Annotated in this window: 18 protein-coding genes; 6 read left to right on the plus strand and 12 right to left on the minus strand. The window is 45.6% G+C overall.

Features of this window, described 5'->3' with window-relative positions; all coding sequences use genetic code 11:
• Nucleotides 1–153 precede the first annotated feature (153 nt).
• Nucleotides 154–606: a hypothetical protein gene (locus tag ACXAH4_RS18295; RefSeq protein WP_474882909.1), complete on the plus strand. Its 453-nt coding sequence runs from the start codon at nt 154–156 to the stop codon at nt 604–606.
• A 32-nt stretch (nt 607–638) separates the two neighbouring features.
• Here ACXAH4_RS18295 and bfr (ACXAH4_RS18300) read toward each other — a convergent pair whose 3' ends face one another.
• From bfr (ACXAH4_RS18300) to ACXAH4_RS18310, 3 genes are all read right to left on the minus strand, one after another.
• On the minus strand, nt 639–1,106 hold the full coding sequence (gene bfr, locus ACXAH4_RS18300) for a bacterioferritin (protein WP_119501390.1): 468 nt from the start codon (nt 1,104–1,106) through the stop codon (nt 639–641).
• Nucleotides 1,106–1,582 (minus strand): bacterioferritin, encoded by a 477-nt coding sequence (gene bfr, locus ACXAH4_RS18305; protein ID WP_119501389.1) that lies wholly within the window; start codon nt 1,580–1,582, stop codon nt 1,106–1,108. The genes bfr (ACXAH4_RS18300) and bfr (ACXAH4_RS18305) overlap by 1 nt, the downstream gene beginning before the upstream one ends.
• Before the next feature lie 128 nt (nt 1,583–1,710).
• Complete coding sequence (locus ACXAH4_RS18310; protein ID WP_474851538.1) at nt 1,711–3,288, minus strand: cation:proton antiporter domain-containing protein; 1,578 nt, start codon at nt 3,286–3,288, stop codon at nt 1,711–1,713.
• A 247-nt stretch (nt 3,289–3,535) separates the two neighbouring features.
• Here ACXAH4_RS18310 and ACXAH4_RS18315 point away from each other — a divergent pair, with 247 nt between their 5' ends.
• Both ACXAH4_RS18315 and ACXAH4_RS18320 read left to right on the plus strand, forming a co-directional pair.
• A complete protein-coding gene (locus tag ACXAH4_RS18315) occupies nt 3,536–5,164 on the plus strand; it encodes an FMN-binding glutamate synthase family protein (RefSeq protein WP_474863748.1) in 1,629 nt (542 codons plus the stop codon).
• Nucleotides 5,165–5,229: 65 nt separating this feature from the next.
• The gene (locus ACXAH4_RS18320) at nt 5,230–5,652 is read left to right on the plus strand and encodes a universal stress protein (protein WP_119501386.1); all 423 of its coding nucleotides are present in this window, start codon (nt 5,230–5,232) and stop codon (nt 5,650–5,652) included.
• A gap of 21 nt (nt 5,653–5,673) precedes the next feature.
• Here the strand turns inward: ACXAH4_RS18320 and ACXAH4_RS18325 are convergent, their stop codons facing one another.
• Nucleotides 5,674–6,030 (minus strand): hypothetical protein, encoded by a 357-nt coding sequence (locus ACXAH4_RS18325; RefSeq protein WP_474882910.1) that lies wholly within the window; start codon nt 6,028–6,030, stop codon nt 5,674–5,676.
• A gap of 472 nt (nt 6,031–6,502) precedes the next feature.
• On the opposite strand from ACXAH4_RS18325, the gene ACXAH4_RS18330 reads away from it, so the two are divergent.
• Nucleotides 6,503–9,487 (plus strand): TonB-dependent receptor, encoded by a 2,985-nt coding sequence (locus ACXAH4_RS18330; protein WP_474882912.1) that lies wholly within the window; start codon nt 6,503–6,505, stop codon nt 9,485–9,487.
• Between the two features lie 58 nt (nt 9,488–9,545).
• On the opposite strand, the gene ACXAH4_RS18335 is transcribed toward ACXAH4_RS18330, so the two are convergent.
• The 5 genes from ACXAH4_RS18335 to ACXAH4_RS18355 form a co-directional block, all read right to left on the minus strand.
• The gene (locus ACXAH4_RS18335) at nt 9,546–11,066 is read right to left on the minus strand and encodes a M20/M25/M40 family metallo-hydrolase (RefSeq protein WP_474882914.1); all 1,521 of its coding nucleotides are present in this window, start codon (nt 11,064–11,066) and stop codon (nt 9,546–9,548) included.
• Between the two features lie 122 nt (nt 11,067–11,188).
• Entirely contained in the window at nt 11,189–11,557 is a 369-nt protein-coding gene (locus ACXAH4_RS18340) for a hypothetical protein (protein ID WP_474844208.1), read from the minus strand.
• Between the two features lie 119 nt (nt 11,558–11,676).
• Entirely contained in the window at nt 11,677–13,743 is a 2,067-nt protein-coding gene (locus ACXAH4_RS18345; protein ID WP_474882915.1) for a S9 family peptidase, read from the minus strand.
• Nucleotides 13,744–14,327: 584 nt separating this feature from the next.
• Nucleotides 14,328–14,768: a hypothetical protein gene (locus ACXAH4_RS18350; RefSeq protein ID WP_474882917.1), complete on the minus strand. Its 441-nt coding sequence runs from the start codon at nt 14,766–14,768 to the stop codon at nt 14,328–14,330.
• Nucleotides 14,765–15,796, minus strand: a complete 1,032-nt coding sequence (locus ACXAH4_RS18355; RefSeq protein WP_474882919.1) for a phage/plasmid replication protein, II/X family — start codon at nt 15,794–15,796, stop codon at nt 14,765–14,767. The genes ACXAH4_RS18350 and ACXAH4_RS18355 overlap by 4 nt, the downstream gene beginning before the upstream one ends.
• A gap of 203 nt (nt 15,797–15,999) precedes the next feature.
• Between ACXAH4_RS18355 and ACXAH4_RS18360 the strand changes: the two genes are divergently transcribed.
• Nucleotides 16,000–16,449, plus strand: coding sequence for a helix-turn-helix domain-containing protein (locus ACXAH4_RS18360; protein WP_474882921.1), 450 nt, complete (start codon nt 16,000–16,002; stop codon nt 16,447–16,449).
• Nucleotides 16,450–17,468: 1,019 nt separating this feature from the next.
• On the opposite strand, the gene ACXAH4_RS18365 is transcribed toward ACXAH4_RS18360, so the two are convergent.
• A complete protein-coding gene (locus ACXAH4_RS18365) occupies nt 17,469–17,909 on the minus strand; it encodes a hypothetical protein (RefSeq protein ID WP_474882917.1) in 441 nt (146 codons plus the stop codon).
• A complete protein-coding gene (locus ACXAH4_RS18370; RefSeq protein WP_474882919.1) occupies nt 17,906–18,937 on the minus strand; it encodes a phage/plasmid replication protein, II/X family in 1,032 nt (343 codons plus the stop codon). Before ACXAH4_RS18370 ends, ACXAH4_RS18365 begins: the two co-directional genes overlap by 4 nt.
• A gap of 203 nt (nt 18,938–19,140) precedes the next feature.
• Here ACXAH4_RS18370 and ACXAH4_RS18375 point away from each other — a divergent pair, with 203 nt between their 5' ends.
• Nucleotides 19,141–19,590, plus strand: coding sequence for a helix-turn-helix domain-containing protein (locus tag ACXAH4_RS18375; RefSeq protein WP_474882921.1), 450 nt, complete (start codon nt 19,141–19,143; stop codon nt 19,588–19,590).
• Between the two features lie 1,953 nt (nt 19,591–21,543).
• Here ACXAH4_RS18375 and ACXAH4_RS18380 read toward each other — a convergent pair.
• A complete protein-coding gene (locus tag ACXAH4_RS18380; protein ID WP_474882922.1) occupies nt 21,544–24,657 on the minus strand; it encodes a glycoside hydrolase family 2 TIM barrel-domain containing protein in 3,114 nt (1,037 codons plus the stop codon).
• Between the last annotated feature and the right edge of the window lie 21 nt (nt 24,658–24,678).

Below are 24,678 nucleotides of genomic sequence, written 5' to 3' on the forward strand. Positions count from 1 at the left end.
GCTTGACCTTTTTAATTCTGTTGTAATTATAGACAGGTCAGCTGGTACGCGGATAATAAGATTTTTATTTACAAAAAGATACCATAAACTAGTCGGGGTTGATCTCCGTCAAAGGTAGTAATAAACCGTCGCTATTTACAGTATAATTTTCACATGAAAACAACAAAAAAAGCGCAAAAATTCATCATCCCCACACTCATTCTGATCCTGGCGCTGGGTGTGTATCTTTCAAAGCAACAGGTAACAACAACTGACACAGATAACGGTTTAGGCAATCCGTGTACATTTGTCAATTTGACCTGTGAAATTGGCCATGAACAAAATAAGGTTTCTGCCACATTTGAAAGTATACCGGAGGCAGAAGAATCGATAACAGTTAACTTTTCTTTACCCTTTTCTCAACAAATTGAGAGTGTTTGGATTGAAGGGGTAAACATGTATATGGGCAAGGTGCCGGTGCTGGCTGAACGGATAAAAGAAGGTAGCTGGTCCGGATGGTTTATGCTGGGTAGTTGTTCTGAGCCACAGATGCGCTGGAAAATGTTGATCCATGTAGAAGATAAACCGGACCCCTACGTGATGTTCTTTGAAACAAAAATGCCCTGAACAGGTCAGGGCATTTATCGAAACAATCCGGCTTACATCTGCGAGTGCATGTAAAGTTGCAGACCCAGGCGCTTAATCAGGCCCAGTTGCTGTTCCAGCCAGTGAGCGTGATCTACTTCCGTGTCGTCAAGTAATTCAACCAGGATATCACGGGTAACGTAGTCATTTTCCTGTTCACACAAAGCGATAACTTCTTTCAATTTCGCATCGACTTCGTATTCAACGCGTAAGTCACTTTCCAGCATTGATGGTACGTCGTGCCCAACCTTATAGCCGGTACGGGTAACCATGTCAGGCGTGCCTTCTAAAAACAGCATGCGTTCAATCAGTTTCGTGGCATGGCCTTTTTCGTCATCAAACTCATGGTTGATGCGCTCGTAAAGCTTGTTCAGGCCCCAGTCCAGATACATCTGAGAGTGAATGAAATACTGATCCATTGCTGCCAGTTCATAAGACAACAGCTCATTCAGCGCGTCATTAATTTTCGCGTTACCTTTCATTAGTCATCTCCCTCAATCTGTTTTAGCAGGTACGTTTCAAGACCCATTGCATCAATCTGATATTCCTGGGTTTCAATCCAGTCGAGATGCTCTTCTTCGTACTCCAGAATATCTTCGAGCAGGTCACGGCTTACGTAATCCTGCTTTTCTTCACAAAGCTTGATGGCATCTTTCAGCAGGGGAATTTGTTCCAGCTGAAAACGACTGTCGCACTTAAGCATCTCTACGGTATCTTCACCGATATACAGCTTGCCCAGTGCCTGCAGGTTCGGAAGTCCTTCTAAAAACAGTACGCGCTCAATGATAGCATCAGCCTGTTTCATGTCTTTGATGGACTTCTTGTAATTCTTTTCGTTGAGCTCGCCGAAGCCCCAGTTTTTAAACATCCGTGCATGCAGAAAATACTGATTAATGGACGTCAGTTCACTGGTCAATACTTCGTTGAGTTTCGCGATGACTTGTTTATCGCCTTTCATAACGGTATTCCTTAAATTAACTACACACAGTATATGGCAATCTTTGCGTTAAATCAAAAAAATCTTTATAAATCAATAATATGCAAATGATAACAATTTCCATGTCGTCCTGTGTTCTTATTAGTCCTCTATTTACCAGATGAATCATTAACATAAGCCAATGATTCTTCGGCAAAACCCAGGCCTGCCTCGGTAAAAAAGTTAAATACCTTGTCTACACCTTTACTTAATAAGGTTTCCACCTCATCTTCATAGCGGGCGATGGCAGCGATTTTACCGGTGTATCCCGAGAACTGAAGCTGTCGGGTAATATTCACCGCGTCCTCAATAGAAGGTAAAGCAAGCAGGATCAGTTTTACATTGGAGGTATCAAGGTTTTCCCACAAGTCCACGTCTTCACCGTCTCCGCAGATAACATTGAGTCCTTCCTGTTGCAGGCGGTTAATTTTAACTCTGTCGGCATCCATTCCCCATACAGCAGAGTCGGCCAGTTTATGCAGAGAGTTAAATGCACCCAGACCTACACGGCCCATACCGATAACAAGGAACTCGGCATTGGTGACCACCGGATAAATGTCTTCTTTGAGGCGGACAGGACTTTCGAATTTCTGAATGCCGTTTTTGATACGCAGATACCGGCTGTGACTGTTCCGGTACATGATACTGGTGATTACAAATGAAATAGAAACGGCCAGCGCAATAATGACCAGCCAGCTTTCGCTCAACATTCCCAGACTTACTGCTAATGCGGCGACTATGAGGCCGAATTCACTGTAATTCCCCAGCACCAGTGAAGTGAGATAGCTGGTTCTCGCCCGTAAGCGCAGCCAGGTGAATAAACCAAAGAAAAGCGCGGCTTTAACGGCAAGGAATACACACAAAATAAGTGCAGCCATGATCATATTGAAATCCGGCAGGGCCGTGAGGCCGATAGACAGAAAGAAGCCGATGAGAAACAAATCCTTAAAAGCCAGCAATGATTTGGACAACTCTGTGGCTTTGGGGTTTTTAGCCAGAATGATTCCGGTGAGCAGGGCGCCGAGATCCCCTTTAATATTCACCAGGTCAAACAGGTGGTATCCGCCCAGCGCAAGCACAAACCCGGTAAGTGGCAGTAACTCGCCGTGACCTGATTTATCGATAATACGGTTAAGCAGCGGCATCAGCGGAAATACAGCCAGTAAGCCCAGCGCATAAACAGACGGCAGTTTACCCGTTGCAGCGACAAGGAACACCACAGCAAACACATCCTGCATAACAAGTATGCCGATAGCCAGTTTTCCGTGGCGGGTTTTGCTTTCTCCGCTTTCTTCCAGGACTTTTATAACACAAACGGTACTGCTGAAACTTAACGCAAAGGCAATCAGTAGAGCTGATTCAAAAGATATGTCACCAAACCAGAAAGCAGCGACAGCAGCCAGTATGTAGAGCGCTCCGGCAACGATACCAACCCAGATAAGGGTATGGGCGATACTGCCGGCCCAGACTTCACGTTTGCTGAGATCGCGAACATTAAGCTTCAGGCCGATGGTAAACAACATGATGGTGATCCCGAGATCTGCAATATGTTGCAGCTCGCCGGTCATTTGTTGTCCCGCTGCATTCAGCGCGAAACCGGCAACCAGATATCCTACCAGAGGTGGTATGCCTATCATTTTCACTGAGAGTCCACATACGAAAGCAAAGAGAAGAAATGTATATTCCATGAAACCCGCTGATCTATTCCGGTTTAAAAAAGCCTGATAAAAGGATGCGATAACAGCATCATTTTGTAAATCTTTGATTGTGCTTATTTATCTGATCTGCCTCAACGATAACGATGGTTCTTTACGGTAAGATGGCGGCATAAAATAAATACCCTGTGAGCGAAAAAATGCCTTTCTTTTCATGATCTTTGTTATGGTCTTGCGCTTAAAAGCGTAATACGGCGCAGTTATTACCGGAACAGGCACTATGCACAAACGAATTATTGTAAGTTTAACCCTTATCTTTTTGATTAATGCCGCTCTGGCAGTGATCTGGCATTATCTCTTGTGGTTGCTTCCTCTCACCGGACTTTGTCTTCTCATTGCACTTTATGATCTGACGCAGAATCACCATTCAATTTTGCGGAATTTTCCTTTTATCGGCAGAGGCCGCTGGCTGGTAGAAGGATTACGTCCTTTCATCCAGCAATATCTGCTTGAGTCTGAAACTGACGGTAAGCCCATCAGTCGCATGCACCGCTCAATTGTGTATCAGCGCGCAAAAAATGCTACAGACAGTTCACCATTCGGTACTCAGCTGGACACCTATGAAAATGGGTATGAATGGATTGGACATTCTCTTTCAGCAATGGAAATTGATGAAATGGAAGAGGATCCCAGAGTAGTAATCGGCTCTTCAGCCTGTAAACAGCCCTATGCATCCAGTGTGCTGAATATTTCAGCCATGAGTTTTGGCGCACTCAGTGCTAACGCTGTACAGGCGCTGAATAAAGGTGCAGCCAAAGGTGGTTTCAGCCACAATACAGGTGAGGGCGGTCTGACACCGTACCATCTGGACAATGGTGGCGATGTGGTATGGCAAATCGGTACAGGATATTTTGGTTGCCGTAATGATGACGGTACCTTTAATGCGAAATTATTTGAAGAGAAAGCCCGTCACCCGAATGTGAAAATGATAGAAATAAAACTGTCTCAGGGGGCTAAGCCGGGCCACGGCGGTATTTTGCCTGCACATAAGAACACACCGGAAATTGCCCGAGTCAGAGGTGTTGAACCCGGCACTCAGGTGGACTCGCCGCCAAGACATACCGCATTCTCAACGCCTCTTGAAATGATGCATTTTATCCGCGATTTACGGGATATGTCAGAGGGGAAGCCGGTGGGTTTTAAACTGTCACTGGGACGAAAGAGCGAGTTTATCGCCATTTGTAAGGCTATGGTGGAAACCGGTATATGTCCGGATTTTATCACCGTAGACGGCGGTGAAGGCGGAACGGGTGCAGCGCCGCTGGAATATGCCAACTCTATCGGCTTTCCGCTGCGTGAAGCTCTGGCATTTGTGGATGACTGTCTCACCGGATTTGATTTAAGGCGGGAAATAAAACTCATTGCCTCAGGGAAAATAATTACTGCATTTGATTTGGTCAAAAACCTGAGCCTGGGAGCAGACTTATGTAACAGTGCCCGGGGAATGATGTTGTCTCTAGGTTGTGTGCAAAGTTTGTCCTGTAATACGAATAAGTGTCCTACCGGCGTAGCCACCCAGGATCCGAAACTGGCAAGAGGGCTGGTTGTTGAAGACAAATACGAGCGCGTGTACCGATTTCATAAAAAGACGGTTACTGCTTTTATGGATATTCTGTCTTCCACCGGCCATCAGTCTCATTCGTCGTTGAACCGCACGCATATTTTCCGCAGGGTTAACCAGACACAGGTAATGCGCTACGACGAGATTTTTCCGCTGGTAAAACGGGGCAGTTTTTTAACGGATAAAATTGCTGATGCATTCAAACTGCATGTGGCAGAAGCCAGCCCTATGAGTTTTATGCCTGTGAGTCATCTGGCAAAAATAGAAGAAGACACCAAAGCGGTTTAAATTTGATGCGTATCAAGATTGTTGTCTGACTTTGCTCTATAGTGAAAGAAAAACCGGAGACATTTATGGCTGCTTATGACTCAATACTAGTTGCTATCGATATTTATTCTGATTATGAAGGCGTGGTTCACCGGGCTATGCAACTGGCGGGTAACAACGTGAAGCTGAATCTGCTTTATGTTGTCTATCCCCAAACCAGTATCGAGCCTTACGGGCTGTTTCTCGAAAGTGATTTTTCTGATGAGATCTGCCAGCAGGCAAAAGAGAAACTTGAAGGGATCGCGCACCGGCATAACATTCCGGTTTCTCACACTCATGTGGTTGTGGGCGCTGCAGCCGATGAAATCCATGCCGCAGCGGAAAAACTGGGAAGTGACTTAATTGTCATCGGTACACACGGTCGCAGTGGCATGCGGTTACTGTTGGGATCCACAGCGAATGCGGTGTTGCACGGTGTGAAAACAGACGTGCTGGCCGTGAAAGTTTAACGTCAGGACACCCGGGCGGTGTCACATTGACGCCGCCTTCTTTCCTTCTTCCAACTGGCTGTTAACCAGTTCTGTAACTGTGCTTTCAATAAGCTTAAGATGGGAGTGATGCACTTTCGCCTGCTTTTTGTTTTCATTAGACACGGTCTCAAACAACAGATCATCTTCTTCACTCGACACTTTCACCAGTACGTCATTATCGTCACCGTTCACCGGCACTACAACGTAGAGCGGTTCATTATGGGATTCAATGTACGTGAATACCTCTTCAGCAGAATGGAAGGGTGACTTTTTCTCAGGTTGAAGCTTCCAGTGTGACGACTGGGTAACGACTTCAGCAAGCAACTTAGCGTGTTTTTCTTTGATTTCCGATGACATAGTAATAGCTCCTGTTTGCAGTTACTTTTGCTACGGCATGATAACGAAAACAGATTGATTTCTTGCTGCATTTGCTATTCTTGTTGAATAATTACGTTATAAATAATGCCGGACATACGGAATAAAAAAATACTTGCGTACTTCCCATTTATACAGATATTCATTTCATTCTAAAGTCTATAACCTCAGGTTATGATTCATGACCGGCTTCTTTCATTACCTAAAACGCTGTTTAACGCTTAAATAGCCTTAAAATGGCGTGTTAGCTATGGATATGCCGGCGGCTTCTGATTCTTCTTGCCCTTCGTTTCAGATCTGACATTTGAATTATTGTGATAAATTATTACTGTATAATAAATATTTTTGAACAAAGTATTCTTGACTGGGCACAATCCTGTCTGTTAAATGTTCAGTCATAATAAAAACGTAACGTTCCGGTAATAATAATTCACACATTACAACAGGTGTCACTATGAAAAAGGAAAAAGCACGTTTCGCGGCACGCTATCTCACCAGACAAATCCGGCAAACATGGAAGACCGCATCTTTCGCCGCGCCTTTATGTCTTGCTGTAGCCGCCGTATCTTCACCCGCTTTAGCGCAACAACAAACAGGTAGCATTAAGGGGCAGGTGACCGCCGGCGACGGCAGTACCAGCGTCGCGGGTATTCAGGTAGTAGCCAGCAGTCCCGTCATGCCAAAAGACCGCTCTGCCACAACCCGGGAAGACGGTACATTCACGATGCCATTTCTTGTACCGGGAGAGTACGAGGTCACATTTACGCTTCCCAATGGCGATACCCGGCAGTTCAGCACCAGAGTGTTGCTAGAGCAGGCTTCAGCAATCAACTTCGTTTATTCGCCGGACAACACAGAGGTGATCACCATTACCGGCAGTCCCTTTGTGACTACCGGCGATTCATCTCTCACCAACTCCTTCGGTGCAGAAGTCATTCAGTCTCTGCCGACCGGTCAGACATACCGTGACATGCTGAAAATTCTGCCCGGCGTGGAGTATTCTGAAAACGGTACCCTCGGTCCGTCTGCAGGTGGCTCCGGTGTTGATAACAGTTACGGCTTTGATGGTGTCGACCTTTCTATGCCCATGTTCGGGAACTTGTCGTCAGAACCTTCAACCCATGACATTGCCAGCGTATCGGTAGATCGCGGAGGCGCAAAAGCTGTTGGCTTTAACCGTTCAGGCGGTTTCGCAGTTAACTCGGTATCTAAATCTGGGACTAACGAATTCCATGGCAGCGTGGAATACCGTATTCAGCCTTCTTCGTTTTCAGCAACGCCCAAAGACGGTGTCATTGAAGATACAGACAGCAGTTGGATTGTTGCTTCTGTGAGCGGTCCGCTTATTGAAGATGAGTTATATTTCTACGGGTCTTTTTACCGCCCGGTTGTCGATGGCAGCAGCAAAGAAACAGCCTACGGCGCCACAAAAGATTATAAAAGTGAACGGAATGAATATTTTGGTAAGCTCACCTGGGCACCTACCGCTGATGTGCTGTTAAATGCCAGTATCCGTGATTCTGAAAGGAACGTGTCCGGCTCGTCAATTGGTGAATTCGAAGCAGACAGTGTATCAGTGGGTTCAGACTCTAACCTGAGTATCTACTCGCTGGATGGTTCCTGGCTGATTGGTGATTCCAGCATTTCCTTCAAATACGGTAAATATAAAGAAGACTTCATCGACACGCCGGACACAGAACTAACCGGAGTTACACCGGTTATCGGCGACTCTATTGATATTAGTGCACTGGATGAAATGGGGTATTTCAGCGTACCCAGTATCCGTACTGGCGACCTGACTGCTGATGATATTCAGTTTAATGCTGGTGCGTTACCACTGGTGCAACAATACGGCTACGTGGGCGACGACGGTGAAATGACAGGTGGCGGTGGTGTCGGTGCTTATTCACAGTATAACCGGCAGTCTTTCGAACGTGAAAGTTTTGAGCTTGCTTTGGATACAGAGTCCATGTTCGGAAACACTTATCACACCATTCATGCCGGCTTTAAGTGGGAGGAAATTTCCGAAGATCTGGCAAGGCTATCTAACGGCTGGGGTTTCATAGAGTACGTTGGTGGTATAGATGCCGAGTATCCCGGTGCCTACTACGTTGCGCAGGTTCAGCAGATGAGTCTTGCGGTAGACGGATCGGTTACACCGTCCATTGTGTCTTCGGCAGAGTCTTTCAATTTTGAAATCAACGATACCATTGAACACGGTGATTTTACGTATAACGTGGGCTTACTGGTTTCAAAAGATGTACTGTACGGGCAGGGCCTTGCTGAAAACAGTGAGAATATTTCCGGATATGAAGTTGCGCCGGGAAACCCTTATAAAATGTACACTGTAGACTGGAAAGACATGGTGCAGCCCCGGTTAGGCGTAACCTGGGAATACGAAGATGAGAGCACTGTCTTCGCCAACTATGCCAGTTATAACCCCAGTGCCAGCTCCCTGGCCCGTGCCGCGTCCTGGGACAGAAATTCCCGTGCAACGGTTGAGGTTCAGTTTGATGAAAATGGCGATTATCTGGCATCAGGTAACAAAGCCGGCTCATCCGGTAAGTTCTTTGCCGATAACATGCGTCCCCGCAGAATTGATGAGTACACTGTAGGAACGACCCGTGCTGTGAGCAATAATCTGATGTTGCGTTCACACGTACGTTTCCGTTACGGCAGCCATTTCTGGGAAGATATGCCAAACAACGCCCGCCTGTTTGGTGAATATGAAGGTGGCGCAGTACCTGAAGATATCGCCGCGAAAGGGCTATATATCGACAATCTGGATGAGTTACGTGCAGAAGTAGGCGGCTCTTCCTATGTGGTCGCAGAAGTAGACGGTGGCCAGACCAAATACTGGGAATGGAGCACTGAAGCAGAATGGTATGGTGAACGTACTTACCTGAATGCGTCTTATACCTGGAGTCATTACTATGGTAACTTCGACCAGGACAGCACCACCACGACTAACGATGCGAACAACTTCATCGGTTCTTCGTACTACGGTGACGGTGTAGGCCGTATGCCCTGGGACAACCGCTACGGCAAGCTGATAGGCGACAAACCCCATAAAGTGAAAGTGTTCGGTTATTACACCACTGACTGGGATGCCAATATCGGTGCTTACTTTATCTTCCAGTCCGGTGAAGCCTGGACAGCATGGGATGGCACACCTTACGGTTATACATCAGGGGTCAGCCGTTATGCAGAACCTGCGGGAAGCCGCCGTGGTGCAAGCCACTGGCAGCTGGATATGAATTATACGCAAAACTGGGATGTGAGCGACTATACCGTGAAGTTCCGTGCAGATCTGTTCAACGTGTTTAATAAGCAAACAGGTTACAACTATAACCCGTACGTTGTTTCTGAAGAGTTCGGTCAGCCAAGAGATTATTACAATCCGCGCAGACTGCAACTGTCAGTCACCGTACAATTCTGATCTACCGGAAGCAAGGACAGAAAGTAAGACCGCCGGAAGGCGGTCTTTTTTTTATCTGTTAATCCTGCGTCAACGGCGTTGTGAACATTTGATACAGGGTTTCAGTACCGCTGAAGAAGTTGCCCAGCCTGAGGTTTTCATTCGGTGCATGCTGGTTGTTGTCTGCATTCACAAGGGGAAGCAGAATGACCGGTTTTTGCAAACCGGATACCAGCGGTGAGGTAGGTACAGTGCCTCCCATCATGGGAATAATAACCGGTTTAGAATCACTGACATGAGACAAGGCTGTTAATGCCCATTGTCCCAATGGTTCATCCAGGGGCGTTTGCAATGCAGCCGTTCCGGTATGCGAGATAAAGCGGGCAATACGGGGATATTCCGCCCGTTCTTTCGCTGTCGGCGCATCTTCAACCAGATGATAGCCCTGTGCGATAACAAAATCTTTAACCAGTTTTATCTGACGTTCTGCAGTCGATGTTTTTGTTGTACGGATATCCATTGTCACCGTTGCTGTAGCGGGAATAATGGTACGGGTCGCTTCCGTGCTGGCAGCAGAAAGCCCGTTAATATTTAAAGACGGGTAGTTAATTGCCCGCTGGTAGTTTCCGGCCACTTTCTCTGTTGTTGCAATGCCCAGCCGCTTCATTAAAGCCGCTTCATCTGCGGGAACGGCATCCAGTGCGGTGGCATAATCATCATCAAATTTAACTGCACTATAGTAGCCGGGAATCGTCACCCGGCCATCATCATCTTTCATCTTGCCAAGCAAATCAGCCAGCAGGAAAGCCGGATTGGCAGCGTAGTTACCATAATGGCCGCTATGGCTGTCGGATGCCGGACCAAATACAGTCAGTCTCACCATAGAAGCACCACGGTGACCAAAAACCAGTGTAGGTTTGTTTGACGGATGCATTGGTCCGTCCAGCATAACGACTCCATCGGCCTGAAGCTGGTTTTTATTACGGTTAATCACATCGATTAGGGTAGGAGGCCCGCCTTCTTCATGTGAATCAAGGAGCACTTTGATATTCACAGCCGGCTTTTTGTTTTCCGCTTTCAATGTATCAATAGCAGCCAGCAACATCATAATGGGTGCTTTATCATCAGAGGCTGAACGGGCAAAAATGCGCCAGTCAGGATCCGTTGTGAAGGTGAGGGCAGTCATAGGTTTACTTTGCCAGCTGTCACCTTCGAGGGTTTTAAGCACTGGCCGCCACGGACTTTCCTGATCCCACTGTTCCGGATTTACCGGCTGTCCGTCCATATGTGCATAGAACAGGACGACCGGCGCATCTTCACCTGCTTCCATGTATTCGGCATATACCATAGGTGTCTGACCATCAGGAAGAAGCTTGGCATTCAGCCCGTGTTTCCGGTAAGTATCGCGGGTCCATTCAGCCACCGCTTTAATATCAGACGGCGATTCTTTCGCTACGTTGGGTAATGTCAGGTATTTAAGATATTCAGGAAGAATGTGTTTTACAGCATCTTCGGTGCCGGCAGATACCGGCGCTGAGAAAATACTGACAATCGCCGCACTGAGCAGCGACTTACGCAGAAAAGAAAAAGGTCTGTCCATGATGAAATTCCGGGTTGAATGCGTGTGTGAAATACCATTCTGAACAGAATTACACCATGTTAAAAGGTATCCTAACCGGATTATCTGTGTTTTTGGCTATAAAAAGGATATTTATCCTAACCTTACGACTTTGATCTTCCGTAACAACGCTCTGTAATATGGGTATAGATTTGCGTTTCAAATTCCCGCACTATTTTATAGAACGCATTGGGTTCGTCTCCCTTGTGCATGCCATTTATTGTCATGGCATAGCCGGAAATTTTGCCGCCAAGCGTTTTATTCAGCATACGGGTTTCGTAGCCATCAATATTAAAATGGAACACATCATCAGTGGCTTTAAACCCGGATACAAAAGGTTCACTTTGAATCGTTTCCGCCACACAGGACAGTGTAACCGGGGTAACATAAACGCGGTCTAAACCGGCCATATTATTTTCAGGCTGGCAGGCAAATAAAAAAACAGGCGTTAACAGAGGAAGAAACTTTTTCATAGCAACATCAATAGACAATCAGGCGGCTATAATGCGAAGAAGTCAGCGGGGAGTCAATGCGGAATAAGACAAAAGGCCGCGCCTCTGAAGCAAACGGCCTGTTAATAGAACAATTAGGATTATTTTTCCTGTTTAACAGGTGCCTCCGCTTCCGCGGGGTATTTTTCGAACCAGGCCAGTACATGTTTTACTTTACTGATCATCTGACTCGGACGGTTTGAAATGAAATGATAAGCCCCCGGCATTTCAACCAGCGCGGTATCAATCTTCCGTAAAATCAGGGCGCTGTATAACTGTTTAGCTTCAGACAACGGTGTACGCATATCCGCATCACCAACCATTACCAGCGTCGGTGTCTGAATATTACCGACCAGAGAAACCGGCGAGAACTTCCAATAGGTTTCGGGATTTTCCCACACCTGACCGGGATAGCGGTAATCAGCATAACCATAGTAGTTATCTGCCGTGAGCAACTTGCTTATCCAGTTCATCACCGGCTTCACGACTGCAGCAGCTTCAAAGCGGTTATTCTTACCAATCATCCAGGCTGACATAATGCCACCGGCACTGCCTCCGGTAACGTACAACTGATCTTCACTGGTATAACCGCGTTTAATCATTTCATCAACGCCGTCCATGACATCCTGATAATCTTCACCGGGGTAGTTATTAAACAGCAGGTTTCCGAACTCTTCGCCATAGCTGGTGCTGCCACGGGGATTCGGATAAAACACGACGTAGCCTGCTGACGCATAGAGCTGAATTTCCGGAGAAAAACGATCGCCGTAATTTGAGATAGGGCCACCGTGATTTTCAACAATCAACGGATAGGTTTTACCTTCTTCATAGTCAGGCGGAAACGTCACCCACCCCTGAATGTCACGGCCATCGGCGGTAGACTTGTACCATACGGTTTCAGTGCGGCCCAGATTACGGTAGGCCAGAATATCTTCATTTAATCCGGTCACCAGTTCAGGCTTTGCGTCGTTCTTAGCCAGCACGGCAACATCAGCAGGACGGTAAGGGGTAGTGTGGGTATAGGCAATGACACCCTTGTTATTTACGCTGAAACTGCCGCCGCCATATGGTCTTGCCACGGTGGTTCCACCCACATTGTCAGCCAGTTTTTTAACTTTGCCATTTAATCCGGTAACAGCAATTTTCGTGTTGCCATGGTCATCATACTGAAAATAGATCCCTTGCTTATTCCAGACCGGATTGCTGACAGAGCGATCCAGCTTTAAATCAATTTCTTTTTTATCAGAACCGTCAACATCCATTACGTACAAACGGGTTGTCTGATAAGCCATCAATTTATCAGGATAGCCAAGCCAGGCAATTTTTTTGCCGTCAGGCGAAAGGACAGGGTGGTGATCAGGCCCGGTTTGTGTGGTTAGCTGCTTTATAGTGCCGCTCTCTATTTCTACAGAATAGATATCGGTATTGCGGAAATTATGCTCTGCATCCGGTTGTCTGTTTGCTGAGAAAACCAGATTATGACCATCAGGCGTCCATTGAGGCTGACCACGATGCTGAAAATCGCCGGAGGTGATTTGCCTTGGAGTGCCACCATCAGCCGGCACCACAAATAAATGCGAAAACCCGGGCTCAATGTAACCCCGACCGTCCTGTTCGTACTTCAGACGGTCAGTAATACGCGGATTATCCGCCCATTTGGCACCTTCAGGTTTGGCCGGCATTTTAACCATTACCGGCGGTGCAGACGGCACCAGCATCGAAAACGCAATCGTTTTACCGTCCGGAGACCAGCTTAAACCCGATGGAGCACGCTCAAGTTCGGTTAATCTTGCAACTTTGCCATCCCTGACGCGATAAACAAAAATCTCAGCGCCGTTTTGACCCTTTCTGGTGTACGCAATCCGTGAGCCATCAGGCGACCATACGGCATTGCCTTCACTGATATCATCCGTTGTCAGCTTCATGTGCTCAGAGCCGTCAGCATTCATCATCCACAGATTACCGGTACGTGCATCGGACATAACATCCATACCGTTACGGCGGTAAACGATATGCTTTCCGTCAGGCGATATCTCAGGCGCAGAAGCCCATTCTAGCTCAAAAACATCCATATCCGAAAATGCAGGTTTGGCAGGCTCAGTGGTGCTGGCTGCTAATGCGCTGCAACTGAGTAAACTGACAAGAGAACAGAGGTGGCGAAGTTTCATTGTTGTTGTGTGCCTTTTATTATTTGTTAGCTGTATCGCTTTTGTAACGTAAAGCAGCAAAAGCATCAGCGGCTTTACGATCATCACCGGTTAAACAGGATAAATGGCAGCGAAATCTATGACCATGAGATGGTCGCTACTGGCGAATGCCACTTAATTTGAGAATCTCTGCCAGCGACAACTTCAACGCATCAATGAGTTATAAATTCTCTGGAAATTCACTGTCACTTAAAACGAGATTAATTTTTCACAGCCTGTTGTTCCGGCTATAGGATTTGCTTCAAGATACTTCTGATAGAACAAGTCGCAGTAAGAATCCTTATTAAGGTGACTATGTTTAAAAAACACAAGTAAGTCATGTGGTAGTCACACAAAAATCTCGTGCTGGCAGAAAATCTCATTTTATGTGGCAGTATTCACAAGGGTTTGATTAACAATAGTATTTCTACTCTTAATTTAACATAATATACATTATGCGCAATTAAGTATTAATGTGGATTGGAGCGTTGCCTCTGGTTACGCTGCTTCTGTTCGCTCGCGCGCCGCAGGCTCTGCGCGGCATCACAGCGCAGCGTCAGCTGCACTCACTTTTGTTTCAGATGATGTAATACGCGGTCGACCTGATGCTGGTAAACATCAAGGTCTTTTACTGTGTCGATTGCCGGCATGTATTCCGGCATCAGTTCGTTGTAGATGTATGGGATAAGTTCTGCGTCTGTTGTTGCCGGGTAAATCTGGAAGTCCAGATTTACCGGGTCTATCACCGATTCAATCATGTCATCCTGTAACGCATCGAGATCTGCACCGGTATATGTATCGCCTTCGACTTCATACATATCTATTAAACTACCGCCAACATATTCAATGCTGAACCTCGGGCCATTATCTTCAGGTTCTTCATCTTCAACCACTTCATAGCTAAGTTTGAACGCGCAGTATTTGCCGCGCCATTTGCATAAACAAGCCACCGTTTCTTTGTCTGTATCAGCGTGCTTTGCATAGTCCATTGCTGCTTCTATTTTCATAATGCATTCCTTGCTGATTGATGAATCAGCTGTTTACTGTATGCCCATTCAGGTATTTGTGCTGGCTTCGCTTCAAGGATTCTGAACAGCGGCACAACGTTCGTCGTTGCCGGTTCACATGGCCGTAAATCGATGTTAATTCCGTACTCCATCAACGCTTTGCGCTGCCGGTAATATGTGGCTTTTGACATCATTTCGCGTAAGTCATGGCCCTCAGTCCATAAGGTATAAGTGGCAACTAAATTGTTTGGTAACTTGGCCGTGACATCATTGGTTAAGCGGATTTGATCAGTCATTTCGATTCTACCTAAGTATTCGTTAAACACGGTTTTCACTTGGGAAGACGTCACTTTATTAGCGGTAATTAAGTCGAGCTTTTCCAGTTCTTTTCTGTGTAACCGGAGCTCAATCCGCAGTTTATTGTCTACCCAGTTTTCTATGCCTTGGTTGGTTAATGGCTCAGGTAACTGTCCGTTTTTAGTTCTGATTTCTTCGGCTTTGCAATACAGTTTAATTGCCCAGCGCTCAGAGGTTTTTCCGAAGTAAAGTGTTCCTCCTTTCATAGATGGCCGTCCATGACGGGTTTTCGCTTTAAATTCCATAGCACGTATAAATGCCAGAACGTCAGCTTTCGTTGGAAGTTCGAATGAGTAATTTACGTCAATCATTCCGATGTCGTAAGCACCATCACGGATCTGTGCGATCTCTGATATTTGCGGTGTCAGACCAAGTTGCCGGATGATGATTTTGAACGTGTCGTACACCAGAGCCGTAAGGTCATCTGAGCCAAACACGTTATGGCCTTGAAGGAATTTGGCAGGGTTGCCGCTTATCCATAAATGCGTTGCGTTTCCCTGCCCGTCAGCGCCTACGCTTTTGATAGAGATTTTCTTTTCATAGCTGCCGACAGCTTGCTTTCTTTTTGGGGTGCGCCATTCGATTTCACCGTTTTCATTCGTGCAGAACACTTCGCCCGCATTAAGCGGAGCGTGAACGATCGGGAGTGTGGCACGCACCCAATCAATCATCGTGTTGTATCCTGCAGAGTCTCATTTTGAGACTAAAGTCGGGTATTACTAGACTCCCCGACTTGGTGAATTTGGTTTGCATCCTAAAACCTGTCAATACGCCTATATGTGAAATATAAATTCACATAAAGAGCAAATCAACAATTTCATTGCATAAACGTGGTGTATGATTTCATCTATATGTGTAAATCAGGATGGAAACAATGTCTATAGGTGAAAATGTAAAGGCTTTAAGGCTTCGTGCAGGCTATACACAGTCTGAGTTGGCTAATGCTGCTGGCATTCAGCTAACTCAGATTTCGCGGATTGAGAACAACGATACAGACCCTAAATCATCAACGCTTAAAAAGGTGATGGAAGCATTAGGCTGCTCTGCAAATGACCTGTTTAATAAACCAGAGCACGAAATTATGTCATTGGAGGATTTCATTGCCTCAATCGATTACCGTTCTGGTATGGACATGAGAACAGCTGTCATTGTGTGGCGTGAAGTTAAAGACCACAAAGAATTTATCGATAAGATTGATGCTATTTATAAAAAGGATCCAGACCCCCGAGGTGAAGTGATCCGCAAGATTTATGAGGAGCAAGGGCTCGACCCAGATGTTGAAATTGCTAAACTCATTGAACAGAGTAAACAACCAGAATCTTAAAGCCAGTGGCACGGACGAACTATCTTTAAAGCCGATTTTCGATAGGTCGCTCATGCACTGCAACTTGGTTTAGCAGGACAAGGATGGGCTAATGTCCGTTTTAGAACAGGGATGTCCGATTTTGGATAGTACCTTTGTTCAGTATCGCAGGGCTACCGTTCGCAAAGCTCACTACATGCCGCAAGCGGCATAAAAAAGCCCTCATATTGAGGACCTTTGTACATTATTTCTCTTTTCGCTTTATGTAAGACTCTAGCAGTTTACACAGACGTAATGCTAGAATCAGAGCTAAGAGAGCGTAGTAAGTACGCGTATCGTTTAAAAACAGCGTTATCAAAGCTTCGTGGTTTAATATGTTCATCGAATTGCCGTTCCTGAAACATTAAACTCTCGAAGCTTCTCTTTATTTAGAGTCATTATCTATAAATATCTCCTCTTTTTTTGTCTGAAAAACTAGTTTACTACTGGTTATCCTTCAAATCTGTAGATTTTTTAAGCAATTATATTTTTAGTTATATTATTCAATAGCTTAATCATTGGAAAGCCATCAAAAAGTAAAATCTAATTCAATCTGATGATAACCCAATTTATTATTTTCCAAAGGTGTTATTTTTGCTATTAAGCAGGTTACGCATAACATCTAAATTTACATAGCAAAAAATGCGCAAAAAAATGAGATGAATAAACCCGTCACTTTAACCACTGAACAACAGTTACTTTTGGTCCGCATGCCTTGCAGGCTAAGAGGGACGTACATCACATGGCTATTAGGGTTTGACCCGTATTTTCTGATGAGCAGGGAAACGTACTACAGACATGCCAAAGAACTGGCATCAAAATACGGCATAGAAATCCGCAAAAAGAGTCCTTATTTTGTGTCCCCAAGGGCAGACTAGTAAATATACATTATGCGCAATTAAGTATTAATGTGGATTGGAGCGTTGCCTCTGGTTACGCTGCTTCTGTTCGCTCGCGCGCCGCAGGCTCTGCGCGGCATCACAGCGCAGCGTCAGCTGCACTCACTTTTGTTTCAGATGATGTAATACGCGGTCGACCTGATGCTGGTAAACATCAAGGTCTTTTACTGTGTCGATTGCCGGCATGTATTCCGGCATCAGTTCGTTGTAGATGTATGGGATAAGTTCTGCGTCTGTTGTTGCCGGGTAAATCTGGAAGTCCAGATTTACCGGGTCTATCACCGATTCAATCATGTCATCCTGTAACGCATCGAGATCTGCACCGGTATATGTATCGCCTTCGACTTCATACATATCTATTAAACTACCGCCAACATATTCAATGCTGAACCTCGGGCCATTATCTTCAGGTTCTTCATCTTCAACCACTTCATAGCTAAGTTTGAACGCGCAGTATTTGCCGCGCCATTTGCATAAACAAGCCACCGTTTCTTTGTCTGTATCAGCGTGCTTTGCATAGTCCATTGCTGCTTCTATTTTCATAATGCATTCCTTGCTGATTGATGAATCAGCTGTTTACTGTATGCCCATTCAGGTATTTGTGCTGGCTTCGCTTCAAGGATTCTGAACAGCGGCACAACGTTCGTCGTTGCCGGTTCACATGGCCGTAAATCGATGTTAATTCCGTACTCCATCAACGCTTTGCGCTGCCGGTAATATGTGGCTTTTGACATCATTTCGCGTAAGTCATGGCCCTCAGTCCATAAGGTATAAGTGGCAACTAAATTGTTTGGTAACTTGGCCGTGACATCATTGGTTAAGCGGATTTGATCAGTCATTTCGATTCTACCTAAGTATTCGTTAAACACGGTTTTCACTTGGGAAGACGTCACTTTATTAGCGGTAATTAAGTCGAGCTTTTCCAGTTCTTTTCTGTGTAACCGGAGCTCAATCCGCAGTTTATTGTCTACCCAGTTTTCTATGCCTTGGTTGGTTAATGGCTCAGGTAACTGTCCGTTTTTAGTTCTGATTTCTTCGGCTTTGCAATACAGTTTAATTGCCCAGCGCTCAGAGGTTTTTCCGAAGTAAAGTGTTCCTCCTTTCATAGATGGCCGTCCATGACGGGTTTTCGCTTTAAATTCCATAGCACGTATAAATGCCAGAACGTCAGCTTTCGTTGGAAGTTCGAATGAGTAATTTACGTCAATCATTCCGATGTCGTAAGCACCATCACGGATCTGTGCGATCTCTGATATTTGCGGTGTCAGACCAAGTTGCCGGATGATGATTTTGAACGTGTCGTACACCAGAGCCGTAAGGTCATCTGAGCCAAACACGTTATGGCCTTGAAGGAATTTGGCAGGGTTGCCGCTTATCCATAAATGCGTTGCGTTTCCCTGCCCGTCAGCGCCTACGCTTTTGATAGAGATTTTCTTTTCATAGCTGCCGACAGCTTGCTTTCTTTTTGGGGTGCGCCATTCGATTTCACCGTTTTCATTCGTGCAGAACACTTCGCCCGCATTAAGCGGAGCGTGAACGATCGGGAGTGTGGCACGCACCCAATCAATCATCGTGTTGTATCCTGCAGAGTCTCATTTTGAGACTAAAGTCGGGTATTACTAGACTCCCCGACTTGGTGAATTTGGTTTGCATCCTAAAACCTGTCAATACGCCTATATGTGAAATATAAATTCACATAAAGAGCAAATCAACAATTTCATTGCATAAACGTGGTGTATGATTTCATCTATATGTGTAAATCAGGATGGAAACAATGTCTATAGGTGAAAATGTAAAGGCTTTAAGGCTTCGTGCAGGCTATACACAGTCTGAGTTGGCTAATGCTGCTGGCATTCAGCTAACTCAGATTTCGCGGATTGAGAACAACGATACAGACCCTAAATCATCAACGCTTAAAAAGGTGATGGAAGCATTAGGCTGCTCTGCAAATGACCTGTTTAATAAACCAGAGCACGAAATTATGTCATTGGAGGATTTCATTGCCTCAATCGATTACCGTTCTGGTATGGACATGAGAACAGCTGTCATTGTGTGGCGTGAAGTTAAAGACCACAAAGAATTTATCGATAAGATTGATGCTATTTATAAAAAGGATCCAGACCCCCGAGGTGAAGTGATCCGCAAGATTTATGAGGAGCAAGGGCTCGACCCAGATGTTGAAATTGCTAAACTCATTGAACAGAGTAAACAACCAGAATCTTAAAGCCAGTGGCACGGACGAACTATCTTTAAAGCCGATTTTCGATAGGTCGCTCATGCACTGCAACTTGGTTTAGCAGGACAAGGATGGGCTAATGTCCGTTTTAGAACAGGGATGTCCGATTTTGGATAGTACCTTTGTTCAGTATCGCAGGGCTACCGTTCGCAAAGCTCACTACATGCCGCAAGCGGCATAAAAAAGCCCTCATATTGAGGACCTTTGTACATTATTTCTCTTTTCGCTTTATGTAAGACTCTAGCAGTTTACACAGACGTAATGCTAGAATCAGAGCTAAGAGAGCGTAGTAAGTACGCGTATCGTTTAAAAACAGCGTTATCAAAGCTTCGTGGTTTAATATGTTCATCGAATTGCCGTTCCTGAAACATTAAACTCTCGAAGCTTCTCTTTATTTAGAGTCATTATCTATAAATATCTCCTCTTTTTTTGTCTGAAAAACTAGTTTACTACTGGTTATCCTTCAAATCTGTAGATTTTTTAAGCAATTATATTTTTAGTTATATTATTCAATAGCTTAATCATTGGAAAGCCATCAAAAAGTAAAATCTAATTCAATCTGATGATAACCCAATTTATTATTTTCCAAAGGTGTTATTTTTGCTATTAAGCAGGTTACGCATAACATCTAAATTTACATAGCAAAAAATGCGCAAAAAAATGAGATGAATAAACCCGTCACTTTAACCACTGAACAACAGTTACTTTTGGTCCGCATGCCTTGCAGGCTAAGAGGGACGTACATCACATGGCTATTAGGGTTTGACCCGTATTTTCTGATGAGCAGGGAAACGTACTACAGACATGCCAAAGAACTGGCATCAAAATACGGCATAGAAATCCGCAAAAAGAGTCCTTATTTTGTGTCCCCAAGGGCAGACTAGTAAATATACATTATGCGTAATTAAGTGTTAATGCGGATTGGGGCGGCACAGTGTCGCTTCCGGCTGTTGAGATATTGGCTAATACACAGCCGTGCAGCTTTGTGCTCGTTGGCCTTTCGTTGCGGTTCACATATCTGCAGGAATCATGCGCACCAACAGAAAGCATTTGAAACGAATGCTTCACATGCTCCTTTCGCTTGTATTAGCGATTTACAGTGGCTTAGTTCCATTTCCATTTCCATTGCCGTTACCGTTGTCTACGATAAATGAAACTTCTGACACCAGACTTCAGCGTTCTTTTGATTCCCTGAAAGCCTTCTATTACTCAGCATGCAGCTTATCTAAATTGATATTCTCCGCATGTGCGGATTTTTGGTTAACAAAGTGCCTGATTGTTACGCGGCGCTACGTGAAATCTGAGAAAAATTGCGACCACAAACCTTGCAGATTTCACGTAGCGCACGATTCGTTTTCAGGCGTTAAACATGACTTTTGAAGTATGAATTTCCAACAGCTTGTCAGAATCTGCGCTGCCGGATTTTAAGAGTTTTCCAAGTTTAATGCCGATAAGAGCTTTCCGGACATTACCAGACTCATACACGGTAAACGCCGTATAAGTAAATCTGATCCATACGATAAACTGTGGATGTGCCAATATATCGGCAAAATGGTGTTATGTGGTAATTACTGTAAATCTGATGTTTTGCGTGTGATGGCTTGATTTGAATTGTTTCAAAAGTTCTTTATTGAATCATTCACCAGGCACTTGAACGTTTGTACGAAGCCTGAAATCAGAGATATTCAAATATTTTCGAGATACTGGATAGATATACAGACTCCTTGCAAACAGGTACTTTTCATCTATGAATTCATCACGCATGATAATTCCAGTTATCATGCGTGATGTGTATAATTATTTATTTTAATCATGTACTTAAGTAATTTTTAGAACAAGTTCAGCTTATCCGCAGATAAACGAAAGCCCGCTTTAGCGGGCTTAAAATTTTTAGCTGGAGCCTAGAAAACTACTTACAAACGCTCTCAATCTACTCGTTTGTTAATTCGCAGAAGGCTTCAGCACAAAACTGTACTGATAATCACGCCATGGCAGCGTGTAGCGATACAGCGGCGACTCTCCCCAGGAGTTAGTGCCGCCTACGCCGCGCTGGCGGTAGTCGATATACAGGAACGTATTTTCAGACTCAGGGATCTGATAGCCGTGAAGCCCCTGCTTTTCGAACTGGTCATAATCAAACAGGTTGTCTTTCGCCAGGTTAAAGCCAAATGTTGGTTCACCGAATACGCTGAAACCTTCCGCATCACCACCGCTGAAGTCTGCCTGATACACAAAGGCACGATGACCATTCTCCTGCGGTCGGGCATAGTCGTGACCTAACTGTTCAACAGAGCGTGAGTAGCGACCAAACACAGCCGAGTGGTTCCGGTCCCGGTAATTTTCGTGGGGCCCTTTACCAAACCAGCTAACCTCGTCGTACTCTCCAATTAACTCCAGACGATAGCCAATGCGCGGCAACTCAGGGTATTTCTTGTGCGCGGCCGCATAGAAATTCACGCTGACTTCCATTGTACCGTCGCCGGCAATGGCATAGCGGGTGAAGTAACGGCTTTCTATTGCTTGTAGTGCATGTTCAGTGTTGATAACAATCCGGTTTCCCTCTTTTCCGGAGGAAATCGAAGTCAGTGTCGCGTCTTCATAAAGCTTCTGATATACCTTTGCTTTTTCTGGATACTTCTCACCAAAATCGTTATCTGTAGGTGCCCGCCAGAACCACGGCACCATAGGGGATGCCAACTGTTTATCACCGTCTGCTTTCCACTGACTCAGCCAGCCGTTTTGCTTATCAAACGTAAAGGCTTGCTTTCCGGCTGTAACAGTAATGGCATCAGACGCCGCGTTCACGGCTGGTAATTTACCTTCGCCGAGAGACGGAGCGGCCGCCATAGCATTGATCGCCAATGGAAGCTGTTCAGTCGCTATCGCAACATCGCTGGCATAAAGCTCGCTGTTCTGCTTTGGATAGAATCGGAACGTCAGATAGTAGCGCTTCCCTTCCCGGGTTTTGCTGGTAAATGCAGGAAGCGTAAACGTGCCTGACTGTTGCGGAGCGATATCTAAATTATCAATGTCGCCCTGAGCCACTGTTTTGCCGTCCTCCTCCAGCGTCCAGTTTAATGAAAGATCATTCAGCGAGGTAAAGTAACGGCGGTTGAACACCCTGACCTGACGCTCGCTGCTACCAGCAAACGATACTTCCACATCCTGATAGACATATTTCACTTCTTCAGCGTGGGGATGCGGTTCGCGATTCGCATTCATTACACCGTTCGCACTGAAGTTTTCATCGTGGTAAACGCCTTCAGGTTCGAAGTCACCGCCGTACCCCAGATAGGTGTTGCCATTCTTATCAGTTGTTTCGATAGTCTGATCAACCCAGTCCCAGATAAAGCCGCCCTGAAGCGCCGGGTATTTACGAATAACCTGCCAGTAATCATAAAGTTCGCCCACCGAGTTGCCCATTGCGTGTTCATACTCACAAAGGATCATCGGACGGGTTGGATCTGACAGCGCATAATTTTCCAGCAGCGGAATAGACGCATACATTTTGGCGTACATGTCGGTGTGAGATTTGGTGCGCGCCTGATCTGACATAACCGGACGATCGGTGCGGGTTTTCAGCCAGTGATAAAGTTGTTCGGTGTTCGGGCCATCACCGGTTTCATTGCCAACAGACAAAATTACCACCGAAGCATGGTTTTTACTGGCTTCATACATGTTGCGAACGCGGTCAAGAAAGGCGTCTTTCCATGTAGGGTTGTTCACGATGTGTTTTTCAGGATCGTAATTACTATCAGTGGCACCGAACGCGTGAGCTTCCTGATTCGCTTCGTCAACCAGGTATAGTCCGAGCTCATCAGCCAGTTCATACCAGGCAGGATTATTCGGATAATGTGAATTCCTGGCGGCATTAATATTGTGTTGCTTCATCAATAATATGTCGCGGCGCATCGATTCACGGGTGATTACGTGACCGGTGCGAGGATCATGCTCATGACGGTTTACGCCTTTAATAAGAACAGGCTCACCATTAATCAACACATTGCCGTTTTTCAGCTCACTGCGTCGGAAGCCGATGCGTTGCCAGGCATATTGTGCTGTTTCACCTTCGCCGGCGATAATTTGCAGATCATACAAATTCGGTGTTTCAGCCGTCCACTTCTGCACATTGGCAAGAGTGGCTGACGCCGAACAGTCAGCACCTTCCCCGTCGCCCTGCCAGACCAGCTTGTCATCGTCCAGCAGACGGTAGCTGACATTACACTGTGACAACGTGACGTCAGAATCGGTTTCTATATCGGTGCTCAGAGAAAGTACACCTTGCTGGTAACTGTCATCCAGTGTGGACACGACTTCAATATCGCGGATATGTTGTTCTTTGGGCGTGCGATACAGATACACATCCCGTTCAATTCCGGATAACCGCCACATGTCCTGCAGTTCCAGATACGTGCCGTCAGACCAACGATGCACTTTCAGCGCAATGAGGTTATCGCCGCTTTTTAATTTGTCAGTAATATCAAATTCGGCGGCGGTTTTTGAATCCTGGGAATAACCCACGTACTCGCCGTTTACCCAGATTGAAAAAGAAGATTTAACTGCGCCGAAATAAGCGACAACACGATCACCGGTCCAGTCATCCGGCAAGGTAACGTGCTTGCGATATAAACCGGTGGAGTTATTTTCGGAAGGGATTTGGCCAGAAGGCGTTTCCGGACCATAATCGAGGCGGATATTCACGTAATTCGGATATCCATAGCCGTTTAGTTCCCAGTTTCCCGGTACAGGGATCTCGCCCCAGCCTTTTTCAGCGTAGTCAGGGCGCATGAAATCATCCGGCGCGGCCTGCGGATTTTCCGCCATTTTAAATTGCCATGTGCCATTAAGAGACAGGTAATCATTGCTATCCCAGGGCGTTGAAACAAATTTCCCGGGATCTTTTGAGAATGCGAAAAAATGCGCCCGTGGCGCGAGACGGTTCTTTTGTAAAACCTGCGGATTTTGCCAGTCAGGGAGGTCAGCGTTTCCGGACTGAGCCAGAACTGCTGCCGATGGCGTCAACACAGTACAAAGTATAAGGAATCTTTTAAACATAGCTATCCTGTCAGAAATGCA

The organism is Alteromonas sp. ABV2_168, from assembly GCF_056161165.1.

What these genes read in the sequence shown, in the direction of transcription:
- ACXAH4_RS18365 (WP_474882917.1), bottom strand. Translation starts at nt 17,909, where the DNA reads ATGAAAATAGAAGCAGCAATGGACTATGCAAAGCACGCTGATACAGAC.
- ACXAH4_RS18355 (WP_474882919.1), bottom strand. Translation starts at nt 15,796, where the DNA reads ATGATTGATTGGGTGCGTGCCACACTCCCGATCGTTCACGCTCCGCTT.
- ACXAH4_RS18340 (WP_474844208.1), bottom strand. Translation starts at nt 11,557, where the DNA reads ATGAAAAAGTTTCTTCCTCTGTTAACGCCTGTTTTTTTATTTGCCTGC.
- ACXAH4_RS18350 (WP_474882917.1), bottom strand. Translation starts at nt 14,768, where the DNA reads ATGAAAATAGAAGCAGCAATGGACTATGCAAAGCACGCTGATACAGAC.
- ACXAH4_RS18335 (WP_474882914.1), bottom strand. Translation starts at nt 11,066, where the DNA reads ATGGACAGACCTTTTTCTTTTCTGCGTAAGTCGCTGCTCAGTGCGGCG.
- ACXAH4_RS18320 (WP_119501386.1), top strand. Translation starts at nt 5,230, where the DNA reads ATGGCTGCTTATGACTCAATACTAGTTGCTATCGATATTTATTCTGAT.
- ACXAH4_RS18315 (WP_474863748.1), top strand. Translation starts at nt 3,536, where the DNA reads ATGCACAAACGAATTATTGTAAGTTTAACCCTTATCTTTTTGATTAAT.
- ACXAH4_RS18370 (WP_474882919.1), bottom strand. Translation starts at nt 18,937, where the DNA reads ATGATTGATTGGGTGCGTGCCACACTCCCGATCGTTCACGCTCCGCTT.
- bfr (WP_119501390.1), bottom strand. Translation starts at nt 1,106, where the DNA reads ATGAAAGGTAACGCGAAAATTAATGACGCGCTGAATGAGCTGTTGTCT.
- ACXAH4_RS18295 (WP_474882909.1), top strand. Translation starts at nt 154, where the DNA reads ATGAAAACAACAAAAAAAGCGCAAAAATTCATCATCCCCACACTCATT.
- bfr (WP_119501389.1), bottom strand. Translation starts at nt 1,582, where the DNA reads ATGAAAGGCGATAAACAAGTCATCGCGAAACTCAACGAAGTATTGACC.
- ACXAH4_RS18325 (WP_474882910.1), bottom strand. Translation starts at nt 6,030, where the DNA reads ATGTCATCGGAAATCAAAGAAAAACACGCTAAGTTGCTTGCTGAAGTC.
- ACXAH4_RS18330 (WP_474882912.1), top strand. Translation starts at nt 6,503, where the DNA reads ATGAAAAAGGAAAAAGCACGTTTCGCGGCACGCTATCTCACCAGACAA.
- ACXAH4_RS18310 (WP_474851538.1), bottom strand. Translation starts at nt 3,288, where the DNA reads ATGGAATATACATTTCTTCTCTTTGCTTTCGTATGTGGACTCTCAGTG.
- ACXAH4_RS18360 (WP_474882921.1), top strand. Translation starts at nt 16,000, where the DNA reads ATGTCTATAGGTGAAAATGTAAAGGCTTTAAGGCTTCGTGCAGGCTAT.
- ACXAH4_RS18345 (WP_474882915.1), bottom strand. Translation starts at nt 13,743, where the DNA reads ATGAAACTTCGCCACCTCTGTTCTCTTGTCAGTTTACTCAGTTGCAGC.
- ACXAH4_RS18375 (WP_474882921.1), top strand. Translation starts at nt 19,141, where the DNA reads ATGTCTATAGGTGAAAATGTAAAGGCTTTAAGGCTTCGTGCAGGCTAT.
- ACXAH4_RS18380 (WP_474882922.1), bottom strand. Translation starts at nt 24,657, where the DNA reads ATGTTTAAAAGATTCCTTATACTTTGTACTGTGTTGACGCCATCGGCA.